Here is a 20,273-nt window from a genome sequence, read left to right as displayed (position 1 = left end):
TTGTCGATTGCGCTGTATACAATCGGCACGGCTGTTGCAGTGTTTCAGCCTCTTATTCTTTGGGGGTGCTCCATGCAGTTCTGGCGTCGCAGTATTCAATGGCAGTTGATCCTCGGCATGGGCACCGCTCTGCTGGTCAGCATCCTGATCGTGGTTGGCATTTATACCCTGGTGGTCAACCGCCTCGCCCAGAGCTATCTGGTCGAGCAGGCGTTGCCGTCGAGCATCGAAGCGACGCGCAACGACATCGAGCGAATCCTCGTTCAACCCCTCACCGCCGCCAAAGACATCGCCAGCAACACAATGGTCCGCGACTGGCTGGCCACAGGTGAAGACTCCGCCAAAACGGCAGGCTTCGCGCAATATCTGGAAGGCATCCGCGCCGAACACAAGGCGTTTACCGCGCTGATCATCGGCACCGAATCCAATCACTACATCACCGAAAAAGGCCTGGATCGCACCCTCAGCCGCGCCAAACCGGCCGATGCGTGGTTCTACTCATTCCTGGACAGCAATCAGCCCCGAACCCTGAACATCGACAACGACGGGGCCACCGGAGAGTTGGCGCTGTTCATCGACCTGAAGGTCGAGCAGGCCGGCAAAGTGGTCGGCGTTGCGGGGCTAGGTCTGAGCATGAAAGAGCTGTCCGAGCTGATCCACAACTTCAGCTTCGGTGAACGCGGGAAGGTCTATCTCGTGCGTTCCGACGGTTTGATCCAGGTCCATCCCGAGGCGCAATTCAGCGGCAAGCGCACGCTTACGGAGCAGATCGGCGCAAGCGCGGCACAAGCGGTCATGGGCCATAAAGTGGCGGCCAACAGCAGCTTCCAGCGTGACGGCGAAGACTTCCTCGCCTTCAGCCTGCCTTTGCGTGACCTCGGTTGGACTCTGGTGGCCGAAGTGCCGCAGTCACAGATCTACGCCGAAGCCCGACGGGCGATGTGGATGAGCAGCGGCATCGGTCTGGCGGTGGCGCTGGTTTGCCTGGCGCTGGTGATCTGGCTGGCTCAGGGATTGGTGCGACCGATTCGTCAGGTAACAGCTGCGCTGGTAGCAATCGGTAGCGGTGGTGGAGATTTGACCCATCGGTTAGATTCCAGCCGCGCCGATGAGCTGGGCGACCTCGCTCGGGGCTTCAACCGTTTCCTCGACAGCCAGCGCGGGATGATCGCCGAGGTGTTGACCACCAGTGAGCGTTTGCGTGTCGCTGTGGGTCAGGTGGCCAGGGTTGTGGATAACACCGCCGAGCGCTCCGGTCGCCAGCAGGAAATGACCGACATGGTTGCCACCGCCGTCCACGAAATGGGCCTGACCGTGCAGGAAATCGCCCAGAACGCCGGCAACGCCGCGCTCGCCTCGCAAACCGCTCGCGATGAAGCGATGCAGGCGCGCGAAGTGGTCGGCGGCTCGATTCGCCATATAGAAAGCATGTCTGATGAAATCGGCGTCGCGGCCGGCGCGGTGGGGGAGTTGGCGCATCAGGTGGCTTCGATCGATCAGGTGCTGGCGGTGATTCGCGGCGTTTCCGAGCAGACCAATCTGTTGGCATTGAACGCGGCGATTGAAGCGGCGCGGGCCGGGGACATGGGGCGTGGTTTTGCGGTGGTGGCCGATGAAGTGCGCACCTTGGCGCGCCGCACTCAGGCATCCACTGACGAGATCCAGCAGATGATCGGCAGTCTCAAACAGGGGGCGGAGAATGCCGTGTCTTCAATGCGTACGGGACAGGCGGCAACCGGCACCGGCGTAGAGTCGAGCCAGCGTACGGGTGCGTCTTTGACCGCGATTACCGGGCAGGTCGAGCGCATCAGCGACATGAACCATCAGGTGGCGACGGCGACTGAGGAGCAGTCGGCGGTGACCGAGGAGATCAACCGCAACGTGCAGGGGATTTCCGATCTGGCGCGGGCGACGGCGGGGGAGGTTCGGGCTTGTCGTGAGGATTGTCAGATGCTGCAGCGGCTGGCGGATGATCTGGCGCGGCAGATGGGTGGGTTCAAGTTGAGTTGAGTGCCAAGAGCCAAAGAGCCCCTCACCCTAACCCTCTCCCGGAGGTAGAGGGGACTGATTGGGGAATATTGAAGAGGTTCACCGACTTGAAGGATCGGCGTTGAATCCATAATCGACTCGGTCGTTCAGGTCGATGTACCTCGCAAAACTATGCGGTCGGCCCCCTCTCCCTCCGGGAGAGGGCTGGGGTGAGGGGAAGGGGCCCAGCTCGGTTAATGATCAGAACCACGCATCCTGCATCCCCAGACACGTATCATCCCGCACCTCCAGCAACGCTAGCTCATGATGGCAACCCGGCACTTCCCACGTCAGGAAATACCGCGCCGCCTGCAACTTGCCCTTATAGAAGTCGGCATCCGCCGCATTCCCCTTGGCCAACCCTTCCTCGGCGCGAATCGCCTGCTCCAGCCAGCGCCAGCCAATCACCGTGTGCCCGAACACTTTCAGGTACAACGCCGAATTCGCCAGGCTGCTGTTGACCTTGCCCTGGGCCAGATCCGTCAGCAGGCCGATGGTCACGCTCTGCAGGCGTGCGACCAGTTTCTCCAGCGGCTCACGCAATGCGGTCAACGATTCGTACGCCACCGCGCGTTCGGCGGTGTCGGCAATCAGGCGGATCAGTTGCTTGAGCCCGGCGCCACCGTTCTGCGCCAGTTTGCGTCCCAGCAAGTCCAGCGACTGAATGCCGTGGGTGCCTTCGTGGATCGGGTTCAGTCGGTTGTCGCGGTAATACTGCTCCACCGGGTATTCGCGGGTGTAACCGTGGCCGCCGAGAATCTGGATCGCCAGTTCGTTGGCCTTGAGGCAGAACTCCGATGGCCAGGATTTGACGATCGGCGTCAGCAAGTCCAGCAGCTCATGCGCCTGTTTGCGCTCGGCTTCGGTTTCCAGCGTGGTGGTGTCATCAAACAGCCGCGCCGCGTACAGGCCGAGATCGAACGCACCTTCAACGTAGGACTTTTGCGTCAGCAGCATGCGTCTGACATCCGCGTGCTGAATGATCGCCACCGGCGCCGTCGTCGGGTCCTTGCTGTCCGGCACCCGGCCCTGCGGACGTTCGCGAGCGTATTCCAGCGAGTACAAATAGCCGGCGTAACCGAGCATCACCGCGCCCATGCCGACGCCAATCCGCGCCTCGTTCATCATCTGGAACATGTAGCTCAAACCGTGATGCGGCTTGCCCACCAGATAGCCGACACACTCGCCGTTATCGCCGAAATTCAGTGCCGTGGACGTGGTGCCGCGCCAGCCCATCTTGTGGAACAACCCGGCCAGCAACACGTCGTTGCGTTTGCCGAGACTGCCGTCATCGTTGACCAGAAACTTGGGCACGATAAACAGCGAAATCCCCTTCACCCCGGCCGGTGCGTCCGGCAGTTTGGCCAACACCATGTGCACGATGTTTTCCGAGAGCGGGTGATCGCCGCCGGAGATGAAGATCTTGTTGCCCTTCAGGCGATAAGTGCCGTCGGACGCTGGTTCGGCGCGGGTACGAATATCCGACAACGACGAGCCGGCATGGGGTTCGGTCAGGGCCATGGTGCCGAAGAAACGGCCATCGATCATCGGTTGCAGGAAGCGTTGCTTCTGCTCCTCGGTGCCGAAGCTTTCGATCAGGTTGGCCGCGCCCATGGTCAGGAACGGGTACGAGGTCGACGCCGCGTTGGCCGACTGAAAGTGAGCGAAGCAGGCCTGGGACAACAATGTAGGCAGTTGCATGCCACCGGCGTCGAAACTGCGCGCCGCGTTGAGGAATCCGGCTTCGAGGAAGGCATCCACCGCCGGTTTCACTTCGGGAATCAGAATCGCCTGACCGTTCTCGTAGCGCGGCTCGTTCTCGTCGCCCTTGCGGTTGTGCGGTGCGAAGTACTTCTCGGCGATGTTGCGCGCCGTGCCGATGGCGGCATCGAAGGTTTCGCGGTTGTGTTCGGCAAACCGCTCGCGCCGGGTCAGGCCCTCGGCATCGAGGACTTCGTACAGCTCGAAAGCCAGATTGCGGGAACTGAGCAGCGTCTCGGACATGGCGGCCTACCTTTTTTTGGAATGGACCGAGTCTAGGCGTGCGAATAAAGGCTGAATAGGAAGATTGATAACGGTGATGGAGAGGCCAAAAAAATGGGCGCCGGTGAGGGCGCCCATTTTCAGGTTGCTGTGCTGATCGTTCCCACGCTCTGCGTGGGAATGCCTCAAGGGACGCTCCGCGTTCCAGCCGCGCTGCCAACTTCAAGCCTGGCACCGATGGGACGCGGAGCGTCCAGGGCTGCATTCCCACGCGGAGCGTGGGAACGATCGCGCGGGGGTTAGCCGATGGTCATCAGGCTGGCGTTGCCGCCCGCCGCTGCGGTGTTGACGCTCAACGCGCGCTCGATCACCAGGCGCTCCAGCGCAATGTTGGTCTCGCCCTGGGACAGGCCCTGAACCCCGACGATGGCGCCGGCACGCTTGGCGATCTGCTGGCAGACCGCGCGCAACTGGTCGGAGTGGCCGTGATGCAGAACTGCATCGAATACCACGTCGTCCTTGTTCCAGTCGGAAACCAGTTTGATCCGCGCCTGAATCTCCTTCGGCAGGCGTGCGAACAATGCCTTGCTGGTGTCGGATTCCGGCCAGACCGCCGAACCGCCCACTGCCAGTACTGCCGCGAGTTGGGTCAGCAGGTCACCTTCGATGTCCGCCAGGCACAGCACGTGCTCGCGCGGCAGGATCGCGTAGCTGTTCTTCTCGCCGGTCGGGCCGGCCAGTACGCGGGTGATACCGCTTTGCGATTGGGCTGCGTACTGCACGCACAAGGTGCTCAGGTCGGCGAACTTGCTGCTGTCGGCCCAGGCTTTCAGGGCAACCAGCGGTTTGCTCAGGGCGTCGCGCAGACGAACGTCCGGTGCCACGGCCGCATCACCGCGAGCGAAGGATTGTTCGATGGCGTCGGTAGGACGTGTCGACAGCAGACGGTACAGGTACAGCGGGCCACCGGCCTTCGGACCGGTACCCGACAGGCCTTCGCCGCCGAACGGCTGGACGCCGACCACGGCACCCACGATGTTGCGGTTGACGTAGACGTTACCGGCGTTGACGTTGTCGATCACCTTGGCGATGGTCTCGTCGATGCGGGTGTGCACGCCGAGGGTCAGGCCGTAACCGGACGCATTGATCTGGGCGATCAACTGGTCGATTTCTTTACGCTTGTAGCGCACCACGTGCAGCACCGGGCCGAAGATCTCGCGTTGCAGCTCGTCGAAGCTTTCCAGTTCGATCAGGGTCGGCATGACGAAGGTGCCGCGTTTGACTTCCTCGGCATCGGCGATGGCCACCTGGTACACGTTGCGACCTTTGTCGCGCATGCCCTGGATGTGCTTCTCGATGCCGGCCTTGGCTTCGGCGTCGATCACCGGGCCGATGTCCACGGACAGGCGCTCCGGGTTGCCGAGACGGCTTTCAGCCATCGCGCCCTTGAGCATTTCGATGACGCGATCAGCGGAATCTTCCTGCAAGCACAGGACGCGCAGGGCCGAGCAACGCTGACCAGCGCTGTCGAAGGCCGACGAAACTACGTCGATCACCACCTGTTCGGTCAGTGCCGAAGAGTCGACGATCATCGCGTTCTGGCCGCCGGTTTCGGCGATCAGCGGAATCGGACGGCCCTGGTTGTCGAGGCGACCGGCGATGTTGCGCTGCAGCAGACGCGCGACTTCGGTGGAACCGGTGAACATCACGCCTTTGACGCGCTCATCGCCCACCAGACCAGCGCCGACGGTTTCACCGCGCCCCGGCAGCAGTTGCAGCACGCCTTCCGGGATCCCGGCTTCGAGCAGCAGGCGTACGGCTTGTGCAGCCACCAGCGGAGTTTGTTCGGCCGGTTTGGCCAGGACCGGGTTGCCGGCGGCCAGTGCGGCGGCGACTTGACCGCTGAAGATCGCCAGCGGGAAGTTCCACGGGCTGATGCAGACCACCGGGCCCAGTGGGCGGTGGGCGTCGTTGCTGAAATCGTTGCGTGCCTGCACTGCGTAATAACGCAGGAAGTCGACGGCTTCGCGGACTTCGGCGATGGCGTTGGCGAAGGTCTTGCCGGCTTCGCGAGCCAGCAGGCCCATCAGCGGCTGAATCTCGCCTTCCATCAAGTCGGCGGCGCGTTCCAGAATCGCGGCGCGTTCGGCCGGCGGGGTGGCCTGCCAGATCGGTGCAGCGTTCAGGGCGCATTGAATGGCGTTGTCGACGTCTTCGACAGTGGCTTCCTGCACGTGGCCGACCACGTCACGCAGATCGGACGGGTTCAGGACTGGTGCCGGCGCTTCGTTGCTGGAGGCGCAACCGAGCATCGGTGCGGCTTTCCAGTGGTTGTGCGCGGTCGCCAGCAGGGCGCAGGACAGCGATGCCAGGCGATGTTCGTTGGCCATGTCGATGCCGCTGGAGTTGGCGCGCTCGGAACCATAAAGGTCACGCGGCAGCGGAATGCGTGGGTGCGGCAGGCCGAAACCACCTTCCACGGTCGCCATCTGCTCGATCTGCGCAACGGGATCGGCCACCAGTTCCTGAATCGAAATCGACTGGTCGGCGATGCGGTTGACGAACGAGGTGTTGGCGCCGTTTTCCAGCAGACGACGTACGAGGTACGCCAGCAGGGTTTCGTGGGTGCCGACCGGAGCGTACACGCGGCACGGACGGTTCAGCTTGCCTTCGGAAACCTTGCCTACAACCTGCTCGTAGAGCGGTTCGCCCATGCCGTGCAGGCACTGGAATTCGTACTGGCCCGGGTAATAGTTCTGACCGGCAATGTGATAAATCGCCGACAGGGTGTGGGCGTTGTGCGTGGCGAACTGCGGGTAGATGACTTCCGGTACCGACAGCAGTTTGCGGGCGCAAGCGATGTAGGAAACGTCGGTGTACACCTTGCGGGTGTACACCGGATAGCCTTCCAGGCCTTCGACCTGGGCGCGCTTGATTTCGCTGTCCCAGTACGCGCCTTTCACCAGACGGATCATCAGGCGATGACGGCTGCGGCGAGCCAGGTCGATCACGTAGTCGATCACGTACGGGCAACGCTTCTGGTAGGCCTGGATCACGAAGCCGATGCCGTTCCAGCCCGTCAGTTGCGGCTCGAAGCACAGGCGCTCGAGCAGATCCAGCGACAGCTCCAGGCGGTCGGCTTCTTCGGCGTCGATGTTCAGGCCGATGTCGTATTGCTTGGCCAGCAGGGTCAGCGACAGCAGGCGCGGATACAGCTCATCCATCACGCGCTCGTACTGGGCGCGGCTGTAACGCGGGTGCAGGGCCGACAGTTTGATCGAGATGCCCGGGCCTTCATAAATCCCACGGCCGTGAGAGGCTTTGCCGATCGAGTGAATGGCTTGTTCGTACGAGGCCAGGTACTTCTGGGCGTCGTGTTCGGTCAGCGCCGCTTCACCGAGCATGTCGTAGGAATAGCGGAAACCCTTGGCTTCGAACTTGCTCGCGTTGGCCAGGGCTTCGGCGATGGTTTCGCCGGTCACGAACTGCTCGCCCATCAAGCGCATGGCCATGTCGACGCCCTTGCGGATCATCGGCTCGCCGCTCTTGCCGATGATGCGGCTCAGGGACGAAGTCAGGCCGGCTTCGTTGTGGGTCGACACCAGTTTGCCGGTCAGCAGCAGACCCCAGGTCGCCGCGTTGACGAACAGCGACGGGCTGTTACCCAGGTGCGGCTGCCAGTTGCCGGTGCTGATCTTGTCGCGGATCAGTGCATCGCGAGTGCCTTTGTCCGGGATACGCAGCAGCGCTTCGGCCAGGCACATCAGCGCCACGCCTTCCTGGGACGACAGGGAAAATTCCTGCAGCAGACCCTGAACAATGCCTGCACGACCGCCGGCACTCTTCTGGTTACGCAGTTTTTCCGCGATCGAGGCAGCGAGTTTGTTGGTGGCTTCGGCCATCGGCGCCGGCAGGCGAGCCTGTTCGATCAGCATCGGTACCACTTCCGGCTCAGGGCGACGGTAAGCGGCGGTGATCGAGGCGCGCAGCACCGATTGCGGCAGGATGCTTTCGGCAAATTCGAGGAAGCATTGGTGAGCGTGATCGGTGTGGACTTCGCCTGCCTCGTCGGCATCCTTGGCGGTCAAACCGTTCAGCTCGGTCAGGGTTGCACCACCCTCGAGTTTTTCCAGGTAATTGAAAATTGCCTGCTTGATCAGCCAGTGCGGTGTGCGATCAATCGAGGTTGCGGCGGCCTTCAGGCGCTCGCGGGTCGGGTCATCGAGTTTGACCCCAAGGGTGGTGGTAGCCATATTTTTATCCTCATAGGTGCCGCAGTTGCGCGACAACAGCTGGCGGCAAGATTAGCCGTGAGCTTGCAGAGGTGCAACCGGGTGCAACCCTTTTTTTGTCGGAATATTCGGCAACTTGTCAGGAATAAATTTCAGCTTCGCGATGACCGCTCTAGATAGGTGCTTTCAAGGCAGATGGAGGGGTGTCACTGCGCCGGAACTGTGCAAAATAGGCAGTTTGCAGTCGAAAAAACGACGTAGGTGCAACTAATTCTCAAGAAACTGGTTGCACCTGTTTTGCTTTGTTGCATAGGATTCGCGCCCAAGGTGCAACCGGGGAACCCGGTGTACCGGCCAATGGCTTTCCTGGGGAAACATTGGTCATAAATGCGCGGCCGTGCGAATCGTCTGTCAGACGTCAGTCTGCAAACGGTGCAACCGCCGCCGCTACATAAAAACAAAGCCAGGGCACGTACGTAATGAGCGCAAGCAATCCAACCCTGATCACGTTCGTGATCTACATCGCTGCAATGGTGCTGATCGGCTTCATGGCCTATCGCTCCACCAACAACCTATCCGACTACATTCTGGGCGGCCGCAGCCTGGGCAGCGTGGTGACCGCATTGTCCGCCGGCGCTTCCGACATGAGCGGCTGGTTGCTGATGGGCCTGCCGGGCGCCATCTACATGTCCGGCCTGTCCGAAAGCTGGATCGCCATCGGCCTGATCGTCGGTGCCTACCTGAACTGGCTGTTCGTTGCCGGTCGTCTGCGTGTTCAAACCGAACACAACGGTGATGCGCTGACCCTGCCGGACTACTTCGCCAGCCGTTTCGAAGACAAAAGCGGCCTGCTGCGGATCATTTCGGCGGTGGTGATTCTGGTGTTCTTCACCATCTACTGCGCTTCCGGCATTGTTGCCGGCGCCCGTCTGTTCGAAAGCACCTTCGGCATGTCCTACGAGACCGCGCTGTGGGCCGGTGCTGCGGCGACGATTGCCTACACCTTCGTCGGCGGTTTCCTCGCGGTCAGCTGGACTGACACCGTGCAAGCCACCCTGATGATCTTCGCGCTGATCCTGACGCCGATCATCGTGCTGCTGGCCACCGGCGGCGTCGACACCACGTTCCTGGCCATCGAAGCCAACGATCCTGGCAACTTCGACATGCTCAAAGGCACCACTTTCATCGGCATCATCTCGCTGATGGGCTGGGGCCTGGGTTACTTCGGTCAGCCGCACATCCTGGCGCGCTTCATGGCCGCTGACTCGGTGAAATCCATCGCCAACGCCCGCCGCATCTCCATGACCTGGATGATCCTGTGCCTGGGCGGCACCGTGGCTGTGGGCTTCTTCGGTATCGCTTACTTCTCGGCCAACCCGGACGTGGCAATGCCCGTGAGCGAGAACCACGAGCGTGTGTTCATCGAACTGGCGAAAATCCTCTTCAACCCGTGGATTGCCGGTGTCCTGCTGTCGGCCATTCTGGCGGCGGTGATGAGCACCCTGAGCTGCCAGTTGCTGGTGTGCTCCAGCGCCCTGACCGAAGACTTCTACAAAACCTTCTTGCGTAAGTCCGCCTCGCAAGTCGAGCTGGTATGGGTCGGCCGCGCCATGGTGTTGCTGGTTGCACTGATCGCTATCGCGATGGCCGCCAACCCGGAAAACCGCGTGCTGGGCCTGGTGTCCTACGCCTGGGCCGGTTTCGGCGCAGCGTTCGGTCCAGTCGTACTGATCTCGGTGATCTGGAAAAAGATGACCCGCAACGGCGCATTGGCCGGCATCCTGGTCGGCGCGATCACCGTGATCGTGTGGAAGCATTTCGAGGTGCTGGGCCTGTACGAAATCATCCCGGGCTTCATCTTCGCCAGCCTGGCGATCTACTTCGTCAGCCTGCTGGGCCAGCCGAGCACCGGCATGGTTCAGCGCTTTGAAGCGGCCGAGAAGGATTTCCATCTGAACAAGTGATGGGAAAGAGCTGAGGCTCACAAGAAAACGGCCCGTTTCCTGTAGGAAGCGGGCCGTTTTTTATTGCCTGTGGTTTTTCTGAAGGAAAAGTCTGTAGTCGAATACGCCGATTATTGAAGGGGAGATCGAAATTTGAAGTAGGGAAAATCTGATTTTCCGGTCACCCATCCTGCACCCCTTGCCCCTCATGCAGAATCGCCCGCCCTCAATCTGCAGAGAGACATCGGATGTTCGCGCCTGCCAATCAACCGCGTTTCACGTTGACCGTCGAAGGCGCCCAGTTTGATCTCAAAGTCCTTGAGTTCACGGGCAAGGAAGCCATCAGCCAACCCTATCGATTCGAGGTGGAGTTGGTCAGTGAGCGGCCGGATCTGGATCTGGAAAGCCTGCTGCATTGTCAGGCGTTTCTGAGTTTTGATGCCCAAGGTAACGGTGTTCACGGGCAGATTTATCAGATTGGTCAGTGGGATTCCGGAAAACGTCTGACCCGCTACCACTTGAGCCTTGTTCCGCGTCTGATGTATCTCGGTCATCGGATCAATCAACGGATTTTCCAGCATCAGACGGTTCCGCAGATCGTCGCGCAGATCCTCAAGGATCATGCAATCCTGCGCGACGCCTTCGAGTTCCGACTGGGGAGTGACTACCCCGCGCGCGAATATTGCGTGCAGTACGCCGAGAGTGATTTGGCGTTTATCCAGCGCCTTTGTGCTGAGGTGGGCATTCATTTCCACTTTCAACACAGTTCCAGCGGACATTTTCTGGTATTCGGCGATGACCAGACCGTGTTTCCACGACTGGCCGAGCCCGTCTTGTATCTGCCCGGCAGCGGCATGATCGGGACGGCGTCGGCGATCCAGCGCTTCAACGTTCGCCTGGAAACGCGGACCAGTGTTGTCACTCGGCGCGACTACAACTTCGAGAAACCGCTGCTGCACATGCAAAGCGGCATCGACAGTGAACAGCGCCCGGTGCTGGAGGACTATCACTTTCCCGGCCAGTTCAGTGATCGCGAGAGCGGCAGGCAACTGGTTCAGCGCGCACTTGAGCGACATGTCGCCGATTATCGGCAGGTCGAGGGGCGCAGCGATGCATCCGCACTGGCCTGCGGACACTTCCTGCAACTGGCCGAACACCCACGCCAGGATTGGAATGACCTCTGGTTGCTGACAGCCATCGAGCACTATGGCCGACAGCCGCAAGTGCTGGAGGAATTGGTGACCAGTGATGGGGAGGATGCTCAAGGTTACCGTAATGCCTTTCTTGCAACGCCGTGGGATGTGTTTTTCCGTCCAGCTCTTGGGCCAGACAAACCACGAATGCTTGGCTATCAACCGGCCGTGGTCACCGGCCCCAAAGACAGTGAAATCCATTGCGACGAGTACGGCCGGGTCAAGGTGCAACTGGCCTGGGATCGCGACGGCGAACTCAACGAACATTCCAGTTGCTGGCTGCGGGTCGCCAGCGGTTGGGCCCACGACCGTTATGGCAGCGTGCTGATTCCACGGGTCGGCATGGAAGTGCTGGTGGGTTTCATCGATTCCGATGCCGACAAGCCGCTGGTCATGGGTTGCCTGCCGAACGCGGCGACGCCGGTGCCGCTGGACCTGCCGGCCGACAAGACCCGCAGTATTTTCCGCAGCCAGAGCAGTCCCGGTGGCGGCGGTTACAACGAATTGCGCATCGAGGATCGCAAAGGCGCCGAGGAAATCTACCTGCGCGCCCAGCGAAACTGGACGCAGCATGTGTTGAATGATCAGCAGGTGCAGGTCGACAACCAGCGCAGCGTCGTTGTCACGGGCCTCGCCAAGCATGAGCTGAAGGCCGATGAGCAGCACATCACCCACGGTCAGCGTCAGACCGAGGTAAAGCAGGATGATCACCTCACGGTGACCGGCGACCGTAATATCCGCGTGAACAACCAGACGTTCAGCGCCAATGCGCAATTTCACGTCAGCGCCGGCCAGCAAGTGGTGATTGACGGCGGCGCGAGCGCAACGATTCAGGCGGGCGGGCAGTGGATCAACATCGGTCCCGGCGGGATCTTCAGCAGTGTGCCGATTATGGTGGGTGGTGCGCCGATGGCGGCGATGAGTGCAGCACCAACAGTGCCGGGGCTGCCGGAAAAACTCGTCGCGGCCCCGGCAGCGATTCTGACTGCCGCGCAAATCATGAGCCTTAAGGGAGACGCGCCGTTCTGCGAAGAATGCGAGCGCTGCAAGGACGGTGTCTGTGCAGCCTGATCGATGGTTGAAGGATGAGCCGCTGAAAGCGACGGAGCAGTTGTTTGCGATTTTCAGTCGTGCGAGTGCGGTGGACCCGCTGAAAACCTGGCCGTCGAATGCGCAGATGCCGAAGCCGGTCTGGGCGGGAACGATCTATCACGAGTGGGATGCGGTGATGCCCTACGTGGGAATCGTCGACGCAGGCAGTGAGTTTCTGGATTGGGTGGCGACCACGGAGTCTCGGGACTGGGGCTGGCTGGCAGTGTCCTCGGCGGGGCTTGAGGTGGTGGTCGAGCATTTTCGCAGTTTGACTCAGGTACTGATGCCGGACGGGAAAACGGTGTTCTTTCGGTTTTGGGATGGGCGGTATTTGTTGCCGATCCTTGAGTCGCCCGAGGTGGAGGCCGGGCAACTTCTACCGGTCCTCTCGCGAGGGTTGGTCAACGGTCAGGCCGTCGAGATCGGGGGCAGGGGACAGGCCTCGGGGCGGGAATTTCCTTGGTGGTCGGTGCCGGAAAAACTGCTGACGCAATTCGGTGGTGATGCCCGGATCAACAATGCCTTGCAGTGGTTGAGCGAGGAACATCCGGCATTGTTCGAGGCATTCCCCGCCGATGTCCTGCGCTGCAAGGTTGTCAGGTTTTTTGAAGTTTCGGCGTCGGACGAATCTTCGGATTCGGCGTTGCTGGACTACTTACGGGACGAGTCAGAGTGAAATTTCCGGGCAAGGGCTTCGGACGTTTCCCGCGAGTTGCGGTGGTTTGCGTGAACTGGTGGGCATGGTGGTGCGGGGATAGTCTTTTGGCTGTCACTGCGAGAGTAGTGACAGGGTGTAGGAACCCTTGGAAAACTCACCGTGCATTAGCTCTGTCCTTCGATTGCGGCACTTAAGTGTGTCCATAACATCGTTCGCGGCGGCTGTGCGCGGGAACGCTTCGGCGTAGCTGAGTTTGGTGGGTTCCTCAGTTTCCTACTCTCGCGTACAGCTGCCACCCAAACCTGTAGGAAGGTCGTTGGCAGCCTCACTTAACCTGCCGAGGTGCAAACAATATGTCGACGTTAAAACCCGATCCACCGTACGAACCCTTCATCCCCCACCCCAACAACCGCCTCATGGCGCTGACCAGCAACTGCAACGACATGCCCACCCTGTTCATCGACACCCACGCCCCGCTCGACATCCTGATGGACGCCGCCAACTACCGCATCCGCGCGGTCATCCAGGTCCTGGAAAACATGTGCATGCGCGGCTCGGTCGAGTGCGACTCCGTCATCCTCAGCGACTTCGCCCAGCTCTGCGTGATTCCGTTGCGCGATGGCTGTGATGTGTTGGATGTGATTGGCAAGCGCCTACGCGCCATACCGTCCTGACTCGATCGTTCCCACGCTCTGCGTGGGAACAAACGCCCACTCAGCCCCCAACCCCTGACTTGCCGCCCGGTAAAAGGTAAACTTCACGGCCCTCGCAGGAGCAGCCATGAATTATCGTCACGCCTTCCATGCCGGCAATCACGCCGATGTGTTCAAACACCTGACCTTGACCCGCCTCATCGCCCTGATGTCGCGCAAGGAGCAGCCGTTTGCCTATCTCGACAGCCACGCCGGCATCGGTCTGTATGACTTGCAGGGCGATCAGGCCAACCGTACCGGCGAGTACCTGGAAGGCATCGCACGCTTGTGGGATCAGCCGGATCTGCCGGCGCTGACTGCCGACTACATGAAAGTGCTGCACGAGATGAACCCGGACGGCCAGTTGCGCTATTACCCGGGGTCGCCGGAGCTGGCGCGGCGTCTGACCCGGCCGCAGGATCGGGTGATGCTCAATGAGAAGCACCCCGAAGACGGCGTCCTGCTCAAGGACAACATGGCCGGCGATCGTCGGGTGAAAGTGCATCTGGGCGAGGGCTGGCATGTCGCCCGCGCGATGTTGCCGGTGCAGGAGAAACGCGCGGTGATGCTGATTGATCCGCCGTTCGAACAGCTCGATGAAATGCAGCGCTGTGCAGCCTCGATGAAAGAGGCCATTGGCCGGATGCGCCAAACCGTGGCGGCGATCTGGTATCCGGTGAAGGATCAGCGCGCACTGCGTCGTTTCTATCAGGATCTGGCCGGCACCGGTGCGCCGAAGTTGCTGCGGGTCGAACTGCTGGTGCATCCGCTGGATACGCCGAACAGTCTGAACGGCTCTGGCCTGGCGATCGCCAATCCGCCGTGGGGGCTGGAGGAAGAATTGCGTGAGCTGCTGCCGTGGCTGTCCAAGAAACTGGGCCAGACCCAGGGTGGGTGGCAGATGGATTGGTTGATCGCCGAGAGCTGATCAACCGTCAATGATCGTTCCCACGTCGAGGCGTCGAACCGTCCACGTGGGAACGCCTCAATGGACGCTCTGCGTCCGCTGTTGGGACGCGGAGCGTCCCGGGCTGCATTCCCACGCGGAGCGTGGGAACGATCGGGTGATCAGGCGATCAGACGACGCGGTCAGTTACCCGCCAGGCTCGGTGGCATGCAGACGCCAGTGCCGCCAATCCCGCAGTAGCCTTCCGGATTTTTCGCCAGATACTGCTGGTGATAGGTCTCGGCAAAGTAAACGGTCGGCGCCTGTTCAATCTCGGTGCTGATTTCACCCAGGCCTGCCTTCGACAGCTCAGCCTGATAAACGGCTTTGCTCTTCAGCGCCGCATCCAGTTGCTCCGGATGGGTCGCGTAGATCACCGAACGGTACTGGGTGCCGATGTCATTGCCCTGACGCATGCCCTGCGTCGGGTTGTGTAATTCCCAGAACATTGCCAGCAGCTCTTCGTAGCTGACTTTGTCTTTGTCGAAAACCACCAGCACCACTTCCGAATGACCGGTCAGGCCCGAGCAGACTTCTTCGTAGGTCGGGTTCGGCGTGAAGCCGCCGGCGTAACCGACCACGGTGCTGACCACGCCTTCACGCTGCCAGAAGCGGCGTTCCGCGCCCCAGAAACAGCCCAGTCCGAAAATCGCGAAATCGACGTCCTGGAAGAACGGGCCAAGCAGCGGCGTGTCTTTGAAGACGAAATGGTTTTCAGGCAGGGTCATCGCCGTTTCGCGGCCAGGCAGAGCTTGTTCTTTAGTCGGTAGCACGTTTTTGTTCACCAGAATTTCCGAGCGCAGAACCATGATCGTTCCTCTCAGTCAGGATGGGATGTCAATTACACAGACCACCAGTGTGCCCAATGATGCCCAGTTAATCACTAGTCAAAATGTGCGGGTACTGCGGTTGTGGTTTACAGCGGGAGAGGGCCGCGCGGGTAGCGCTTGAGCGCTTGGATCAGCTCGGCGCCCGGAATCGGCCGGTCGAACAGGTAGCCCTGGCCGACGTCGCAGCGGTGCCGGCGCAGGAACGCCAGCTGCTCGGCGGTCTCGATGCCTTCGGCCACGACCTTGAGTTTCAGGTTGTGGGCCATGGCGATCACGGCGGAGGTGATTTCCATGTCGTCCTGGTTGTCCGGGATTTCGTGGATGAAGCTGCGATCGATCTTGATGATGTCGATCGGGAATTTCTTCAGGTAGCTGAGCGACGAGTAGCCGGTGCCGAAGTCGTCCATGGCCAGGGTCAGGCCCAGGCGCTTGAGCTGGTCGAGCTGCAAGTGGGTGTCTTCGGTGGCTTCCAGCAGCAGGCCTTCGGTCAGTTCCAGCTCCAGCAGATTGGCCGGCAGCGCTTCTTCCTTGAGGATGTTGGCGATGGAGGCCACCAGATCCGGGTCGGAGAACTGCTTGGGCGACAGGTTGATCGCCACTTGCAGGTTGCCCATGCCCGCAGCGGTCAGCGCCTTGCTCATGCGGCAGGCCTGGCGGGCGATCCACTTGCCGATCGGAATGATCAGGCCGGTTTCCTCGGCCACGCTGATGAACTGGTCCGGGCGGATCATGCCGCGTTCCGGGTGGTTCCAGCGCAGCAGCGCTTCCATGCCCAGCAACCGGCCGCTGCGCAGGCACAGCTTCGGCTGGTAGAACACGTCCAGTTCGTTCTGGGTCAGGGCGCGGCGCAGGTTGTTCTCGACGAACAGCTTGTAGCTGGCCTCGGCGTTCAGCGCCTCGGTGAACACCTGCACTTGATGTTTGCCGTTGGCCTTGGCCTTGTGCAGGGCGAGGCCGGCGTTGCGCATCAGGGTCTGCGGGTCGCGGCCGTGCAGCGGCGCGCAGGCCAGGCCCACGGAACCGGTGACGCTGATCAACTGGTTGTCGACGAACATCGGTTTGTCGAGGGTCAGCAACAACTGGCTGGCGATCTGTTGGCCGGCCTCAAGGTCGGTGTTGTCGAGCAACACCGCGAATTCGTTACTGGCGAACCGCGCCAGACTGCCGCTCGGGCTCAGGCTGTTGCGCAGACGCCGGGCCAGGCTGATCAACAGTTTGTCGCCGGTCTGGTGGCCGAGGCTGTCGTTGATCCGCTTGAAGTTGTCGATGTCCACCAGCAGCAGGCTGATCGGGGTATCGCTGTCTCGGGCAAAGCGCTCATCCAGATTGCGGATAAATGCAGGGCGGTTGCCGAGGTTGGTCAGGTTGTCGGTGTAGGCCAGACGCTCGATGCGCTGCTGCGCCAGTTTGGTCTGGGTGATGTCTTCGTAGATGCCGATGTAGTGCGTCAGCTCACGGTTGTCGCCGTAGACCTTGGAAATCGACAACTGGCCCCAGTAGGGTTCGAGGTTCTTGCGGCGGCTCTTGAATTCGCCCTGCCAGCTGTTGCTTTTGGCCAGCGCCGAGGGCGCGTCGAACAACAGCTCGCTGAGGTTTTCCAGGGCCGGCAGCTCTGACAGGCGCTGGCCGTGGACTTCCTCGGTGGTGTACTGGGTGATCGCAGTGAAGCTCGGGTTGACGTACTCGACCACGCCGTCGCAATTGACCAGCAAGAAGGCATTGGCGCTTTGCTCGACCGCGCGCTGGAACAGGTGCAGGGCGCTGGTTGCGGTACGGCGGTTGTGATTGTTGATGACCTGGGCGAACTGGTCGGCCAGTTCACCGGCAAAGGCGATTTCGTCGGACTGCCAGGCGCGGGTGACGCCGGTCTGCTCCAGGCACAGCACGCCGACCACCTGGCCGTCGACACGGATGCTGGCGTCGAGCATGGCGTTGACGTCACGCGGACGCAGGGCTTCGGCCATTTCCCGGGTACGTGGGTCGCGCATCGCGTTGTGCGCGTCGATGGCGCGGCTGCCGTGCAGGGCGTCCATGTAATCGGGGAAGCCGCTGACGTCGATCACCTCCGGCAGGATGTATTCCTGGGTGGCGCGGTGATAGGCGGAAATCGGCACCAGCTTCTGGCCTTCGAGGTTCCACAGGCTGGCGCAGTCGATTTCATAGATATCGCAGGCACAGCGGGTAATCAGCTCGGCGGCTTCTTGCAGGGAGTTCTGGCTGCTGTAGCGCTGGCGGGCCAGCAACAGGATCAGGTCCTGCTGGGCGCGCACCCGCTCCAGATGCTGCAGTTGTTCCTGCTGGGCACGCTGATTGAGCTCAAGGGCGATCTGCAGGCGCGAGTTCTGGGTTTCCAGGTCGACGGACGGCAGCGTTGGAGCCTCGTCAAATACGTCGTCGACCGCCAGCAGGTAACCGCGCAGCAAGTGGCGATTGTGCTGTTTGTAGGCTTCACCGAGTTCGAGAATGCTCAGCGCCCCGGCGGCGGTGTGCAGGGTATAGCGCACCAGATAATGCGGGCTGTCGCGCAGTTGTTGCTGGATCGCGTCGTGCAACTGATAGCGCGCCTCGGGCTCCATCAGGCTGGCGTAGGGTGAACCGACCAAAGCGCAGAGTTCGACGGCAGGCTGGCCGAACTGGCGTTCGCAGTTGGGATCGAGAAACAGCATCGCCCAGCTGGCTTCATTCAGGCGCTCGAAACGCAGCATGCCGAGCCGCGAGGGCACAGGCAACTGCGTCACTACCTCGGCCGCCATACGGCTGGCGGCATCGGGTTGGCTCTTCATGAAGGGAACTCGCTTGGAAATTTGCTGAACGCGCCGGGCTCTCGCCCTCTTTACTGTTGCCTGCGGCAAGGTTGCATCATTGCGGCACCGACTGACAAGAGACATGAAGGCCAAGTGCTATAAGAATATGTCGGCTGCGCTGAACATTTCTCCAGCGGGCGCTGGAAAGTAATGCAGCGGCGCGCTGAGAGCGCCGTTCCAGAGCCTTCTGGCATCCGGAGCGGCGGCATTTTTCCATTCAGCGCAGTGGAATGTCGATTGATTGCAAGTGTTTGCCATCCCGGTCGTGGTAGTTGACCCGGATGTGTTCGACCTCGACCACCATGTGGGCAAAATTGTCCTGGCTGACGACTTGGCTGGTCAGCGTGTGCCGGTATTCTCCCGCGTCTGTGCGAGCCAGCGGCTGATCGAGAATGAACGTCGATGCCCTGGCATAGGGCAGCAGTTTGCTGTTGCTCAGCGGCGAGGACACGACGGTGTGTACTTCAAAGTCCTGGTCTTCGCTGTGGGTCAGGCGACTGGTCAGCGAACCATGCACATCGCCGGAAATGAACACGACGTTTTTGAGCCGATGCTGGCGGATGGTCTCCAGCAGGCGCAGGCGCTGTTCGGGAAAGCCCGCCCAGGCATCATTGCCGTTGATTTTGCGGTCGGGGTAGAACATGACGCTGGTGACCACGAACTTGATCCGCGCCGGGCTCTCGACCAACCACTTGCACAAGGCCTGTTCCTGTTCTTCATCGAGGATGCGGCGGTTCTCGGTCGACAAGTTGCGGCGAGTTCGACTGTCCGTCACAAACCATTCGATATCGCCGTCGCTGAATTGATACCAGTAGTGCTTCAGTGTCGTGCGATCAATTGTGCCGTTAGTTGTTGTCGCGCAGATCGGGCTATGACTTGCTTGATAAATATCGTAAGCCGCTATTGCATTGCGATACAGGGTTTTATCAGACTTGCTGGCATTCATTGGCCAGTTGTCTTCTATTTCGTGATCATCAAGGATCATGTAAGTCGAAGTGCCGGACATCAGTCGTCGGATATTGGGCAGGGAAAACGCCACACGATACTTTTCAATGAACTCGTCGTAGTCGCGATCCGGTGCGAACAGGTTCAGATCGTCCGCGTAGATCTGATCGCCACACATCATGATTGCACTGATCGCCGGTTGTGCCCCCTCGATCAACTGGCTGATGGACGCGAAGATCCGGTCGCCCAGATGCGGGAGCGACGGGATGCCGGCGGTCAGGCGCAGATAGCGGCAGGAACCGAGGATGTAAGCGCGAGGCTGCAAAGGCCGATGGCTGCGGGTGCGCAGGCGATACGTCTCCCGTGGCCATTGCAGCGGCAACTCCGCCACGCTGTGGATGGTGTGGACGGGGCTCATCGGGCTGAACCAGCCGGTCTGGTATTCGTAGTCGGTGTCGGCTTGCAAATGATCGAGTACCAGCACTTCAGTCATGTCGCGGGTTGAATCCAGTTTGACAAACTGGCCCGGTTGCCATTGTTTCGAATCCAATATTCGATAGCGAATACCGGCAAATACGGCCGTGTCATGTTGCAGTCCGCCGCGAATGAAGATCCGCGCCTGATTAGTTGTTGTGTGGCCAACGATCGGGCCGACAGTAGGTTTCAGCATGTTCGAATCCATTCGAATAAGTATTGGTAATGAATAAAGTTATCCAGCTTTATAGGCGTAACTTTAATGCGCAAAGGTTAGTTGTCTGTTGCTGAAAAATATCGATAGGAAGTGGACTTGGGTCGTGGCTTATATCAGCGCAAATTGTGGGAAAAGTGCGGGCGGCAGTTATTTAAGGCAAAAAAAAGCCCCGCCAAACTGACGGGGTTGAGGTACGAGCGTGTGGCGCTCGAAAACGTGGAACCCGGTCGGCCCTC

General features: G+C 60.7%; 11 protein-coding genes. 6 read left to right on the top strand and 5 right to left on the bottom strand.

Annotated elements, in window-relative coordinates; translation table 11 throughout:
• Positions 1–72: 72 nt before the first annotated feature.
• On the top strand, positions 73–2,010 hold the full coding sequence (locus AC07N4_RS20045) for a methyl-accepting chemotaxis protein (RefSeq protein WP_102620177.1): 1,938 nt from the start codon (positions 73–75) through the stop codon (positions 2,008–2,010).
• A 219-nt stretch (positions 2,011–2,229) separates the two neighbouring features.
• Here AC07N4_RS20045 and AC07N4_RS20040 read toward each other — a convergent pair whose 3' ends face one another.
• Together AC07N4_RS20040 and putA are read right to left on the bottom strand one after the other, a co-directional pair.
• The gene (locus AC07N4_RS20040) at positions 2,230–4,032 is read right to left on the bottom strand and encodes an acyl-CoA dehydrogenase (RefSeq protein WP_493065836.1); all 1,803 of its coding nucleotides are present in this window, start codon (positions 4,030–4,032) and stop codon (positions 2,230–2,232) included.
• 278 nt (positions 4,033–4,310) lie between these two features.
• Complete coding sequence (gene putA / locus AC07N4_RS20035; RefSeq protein ID WP_493065835.1) at positions 4,311–8,264, bottom strand: trifunctional transcriptional regulator/proline dehydrogenase/L-glutamate gamma-semialdehyde dehydrogenase; 3,954 nt, start codon at positions 8,262–8,264, stop codon at positions 4,311–4,313.
• Positions 8,265–8,722: 458 nt separating this feature from the next.
• Here putA and putP point away from each other — a divergent pair, with 458 nt between their 5' ends.
• The 5 genes from putP (at position 8,723) to AC07N4_RS20010 (ending at position 14,749) form a co-directional block, all read left to right on the top strand.
• Complete coding sequence (gene putP, locus AC07N4_RS20030) at positions 8,723–10,207, top strand: sodium/proline symporter PutP (protein ID WP_493065834.1); 1,485 nt, start codon at positions 8,723–8,725, stop codon at positions 10,205–10,207.
• A 227-nt stretch (positions 10,208–10,434) separates the two neighbouring features.
• Complete coding sequence (locus AC07N4_RS20025; RefSeq protein WP_493065833.1) at positions 10,435–12,450, top strand: type VI secretion system Vgr family protein; 2,016 nt, start codon at positions 10,435–10,437, stop codon at positions 12,448–12,450.
• The gene (locus tag AC07N4_RS20020; protein WP_493065934.1) at positions 12,440–13,147 is read left to right on the top strand and encodes a DUF4123 domain-containing protein; all 708 of its coding nucleotides are present in this window, start codon (positions 12,440–12,442) and stop codon (positions 13,145–13,147) included. Before AC07N4_RS20025 ends, AC07N4_RS20020 begins: the two co-directional genes overlap by 11 nt.
• A gap of 335 nt (positions 13,148–13,482) precedes the next feature.
• Entirely contained in the window at positions 13,483–13,803 is a 321-nt protein-coding gene (locus tag AC07N4_RS20015) for a hypothetical protein (protein ID WP_096819877.1), read from the top strand.
• 106 nt (positions 13,804–13,909) lie between these two features.
• On the top strand, positions 13,910–14,749 hold the full coding sequence (locus tag AC07N4_RS20010) for a 23S rRNA (adenine(2030)-N(6))-methyltransferase RlmJ (protein ID WP_007952304.1): 840 nt from the start codon (positions 13,910–13,912) through the stop codon (positions 14,747–14,749).
• A gap of 161 nt (positions 14,750–14,910) precedes the next feature.
• On the opposite strand, the gene msrA is transcribed toward AC07N4_RS20010, so the two are convergent.
• The 3 genes from msrA to AC07N4_RS19995 form a co-directional block, all read right to left on the bottom strand.
• Positions 14,911–15,576, bottom strand: a complete 666-nt coding sequence (gene msrA / locus AC07N4_RS20005; protein WP_102620170.1) for a peptide-methionine (S)-S-oxide reductase MsrA — start codon at positions 15,574–15,576, stop codon at positions 14,911–14,913.
• A gap of 107 nt (positions 15,577–15,683) precedes the next feature.
• Complete coding sequence (locus tag AC07N4_RS20000; RefSeq protein ID WP_493065832.1) at positions 15,684–18,380, bottom strand: putative bifunctional diguanylate cyclase/phosphodiesterase; 2,697 nt, start codon at positions 18,378–18,380, stop codon at positions 15,684–15,686.
• Positions 18,381–18,618: 238 nt separating this feature from the next.
• A complete protein-coding gene (locus tag AC07N4_RS19995; protein WP_493065831.1) occupies positions 18,619–20,016 on the bottom strand; it encodes an alkaline phosphatase D family protein in 1,398 nt (465 codons plus the stop codon).
• Positions 20,017–20,273 lie beyond the last annotated feature (257 nt).

The organism is Pseudomonas sp. GW821-FHT09E04 (assembly GCF_059416185.1).
Note: the sequence above shows the minus strand (reverse complement) of the source record. Positions and strands in the feature narration are given on the sequence as shown.

Bases quoted from the DNA above. Each gene is read 5' to 3' on its own strand.
- AC07N4_RS20045 (WP_102620177.1), top strand. From the start codon at position 73: ATGCAGTTCTGGCGTCGCAGTATTCAATGGCAGTTGATCCTCGGCATG.
- AC07N4_RS20040 (WP_493065836.1), bottom strand. From the start codon at position 4,032: ATGTCCGAGACGCTGCTCAGTTCCCGCAATCTGGCTTTCGAGCTGTAC.
- putA (WP_493065835.1), bottom strand. From the start codon at position 8,264: ATGGCTACCACCACCCTTGGGGTCAAACTCGATGACCCGACCCGCGAG.
- putP (WP_493065834.1), top strand. From the start codon at position 8,723: ATGAGCGCAAGCAATCCAACCCTGATCACGTTCGTGATCTACATCGCT.
- AC07N4_RS20025 (WP_493065833.1), top strand. From the start codon at position 10,435: ATGTTCGCGCCTGCCAATCAACCGCGTTTCACGTTGACCGTCGAAGGC.
- AC07N4_RS20015 (WP_096819877.1), top strand. From the start codon at position 13,483: ATGTCGACGTTAAAACCCGATCCACCGTACGAACCCTTCATCCCCCAC.
- AC07N4_RS20010 (WP_007952304.1), top strand. From the start codon at position 13,910: ATGAATTATCGTCACGCCTTCCATGCCGGCAATCACGCCGATGTGTTC.
- msrA (WP_102620170.1), bottom strand. From the start codon at position 15,576: ATGGTTCTGCGCTCGGAAATTCTGGTGAACAAAAACGTGCTACCGACT.
- AC07N4_RS20000 (WP_493065832.1), bottom strand. From the start codon at position 18,380: ATGAAGAGCCAACCCGATGCCGCCAGCCGTATGGCGGCCGAGGTAGTG.
- AC07N4_RS19995 (WP_493065831.1), bottom strand. From the start codon at position 20,016: ATGCTGAAACCTACTGTCGGCCCGATCGTTGGCCACACAACAACTAAT.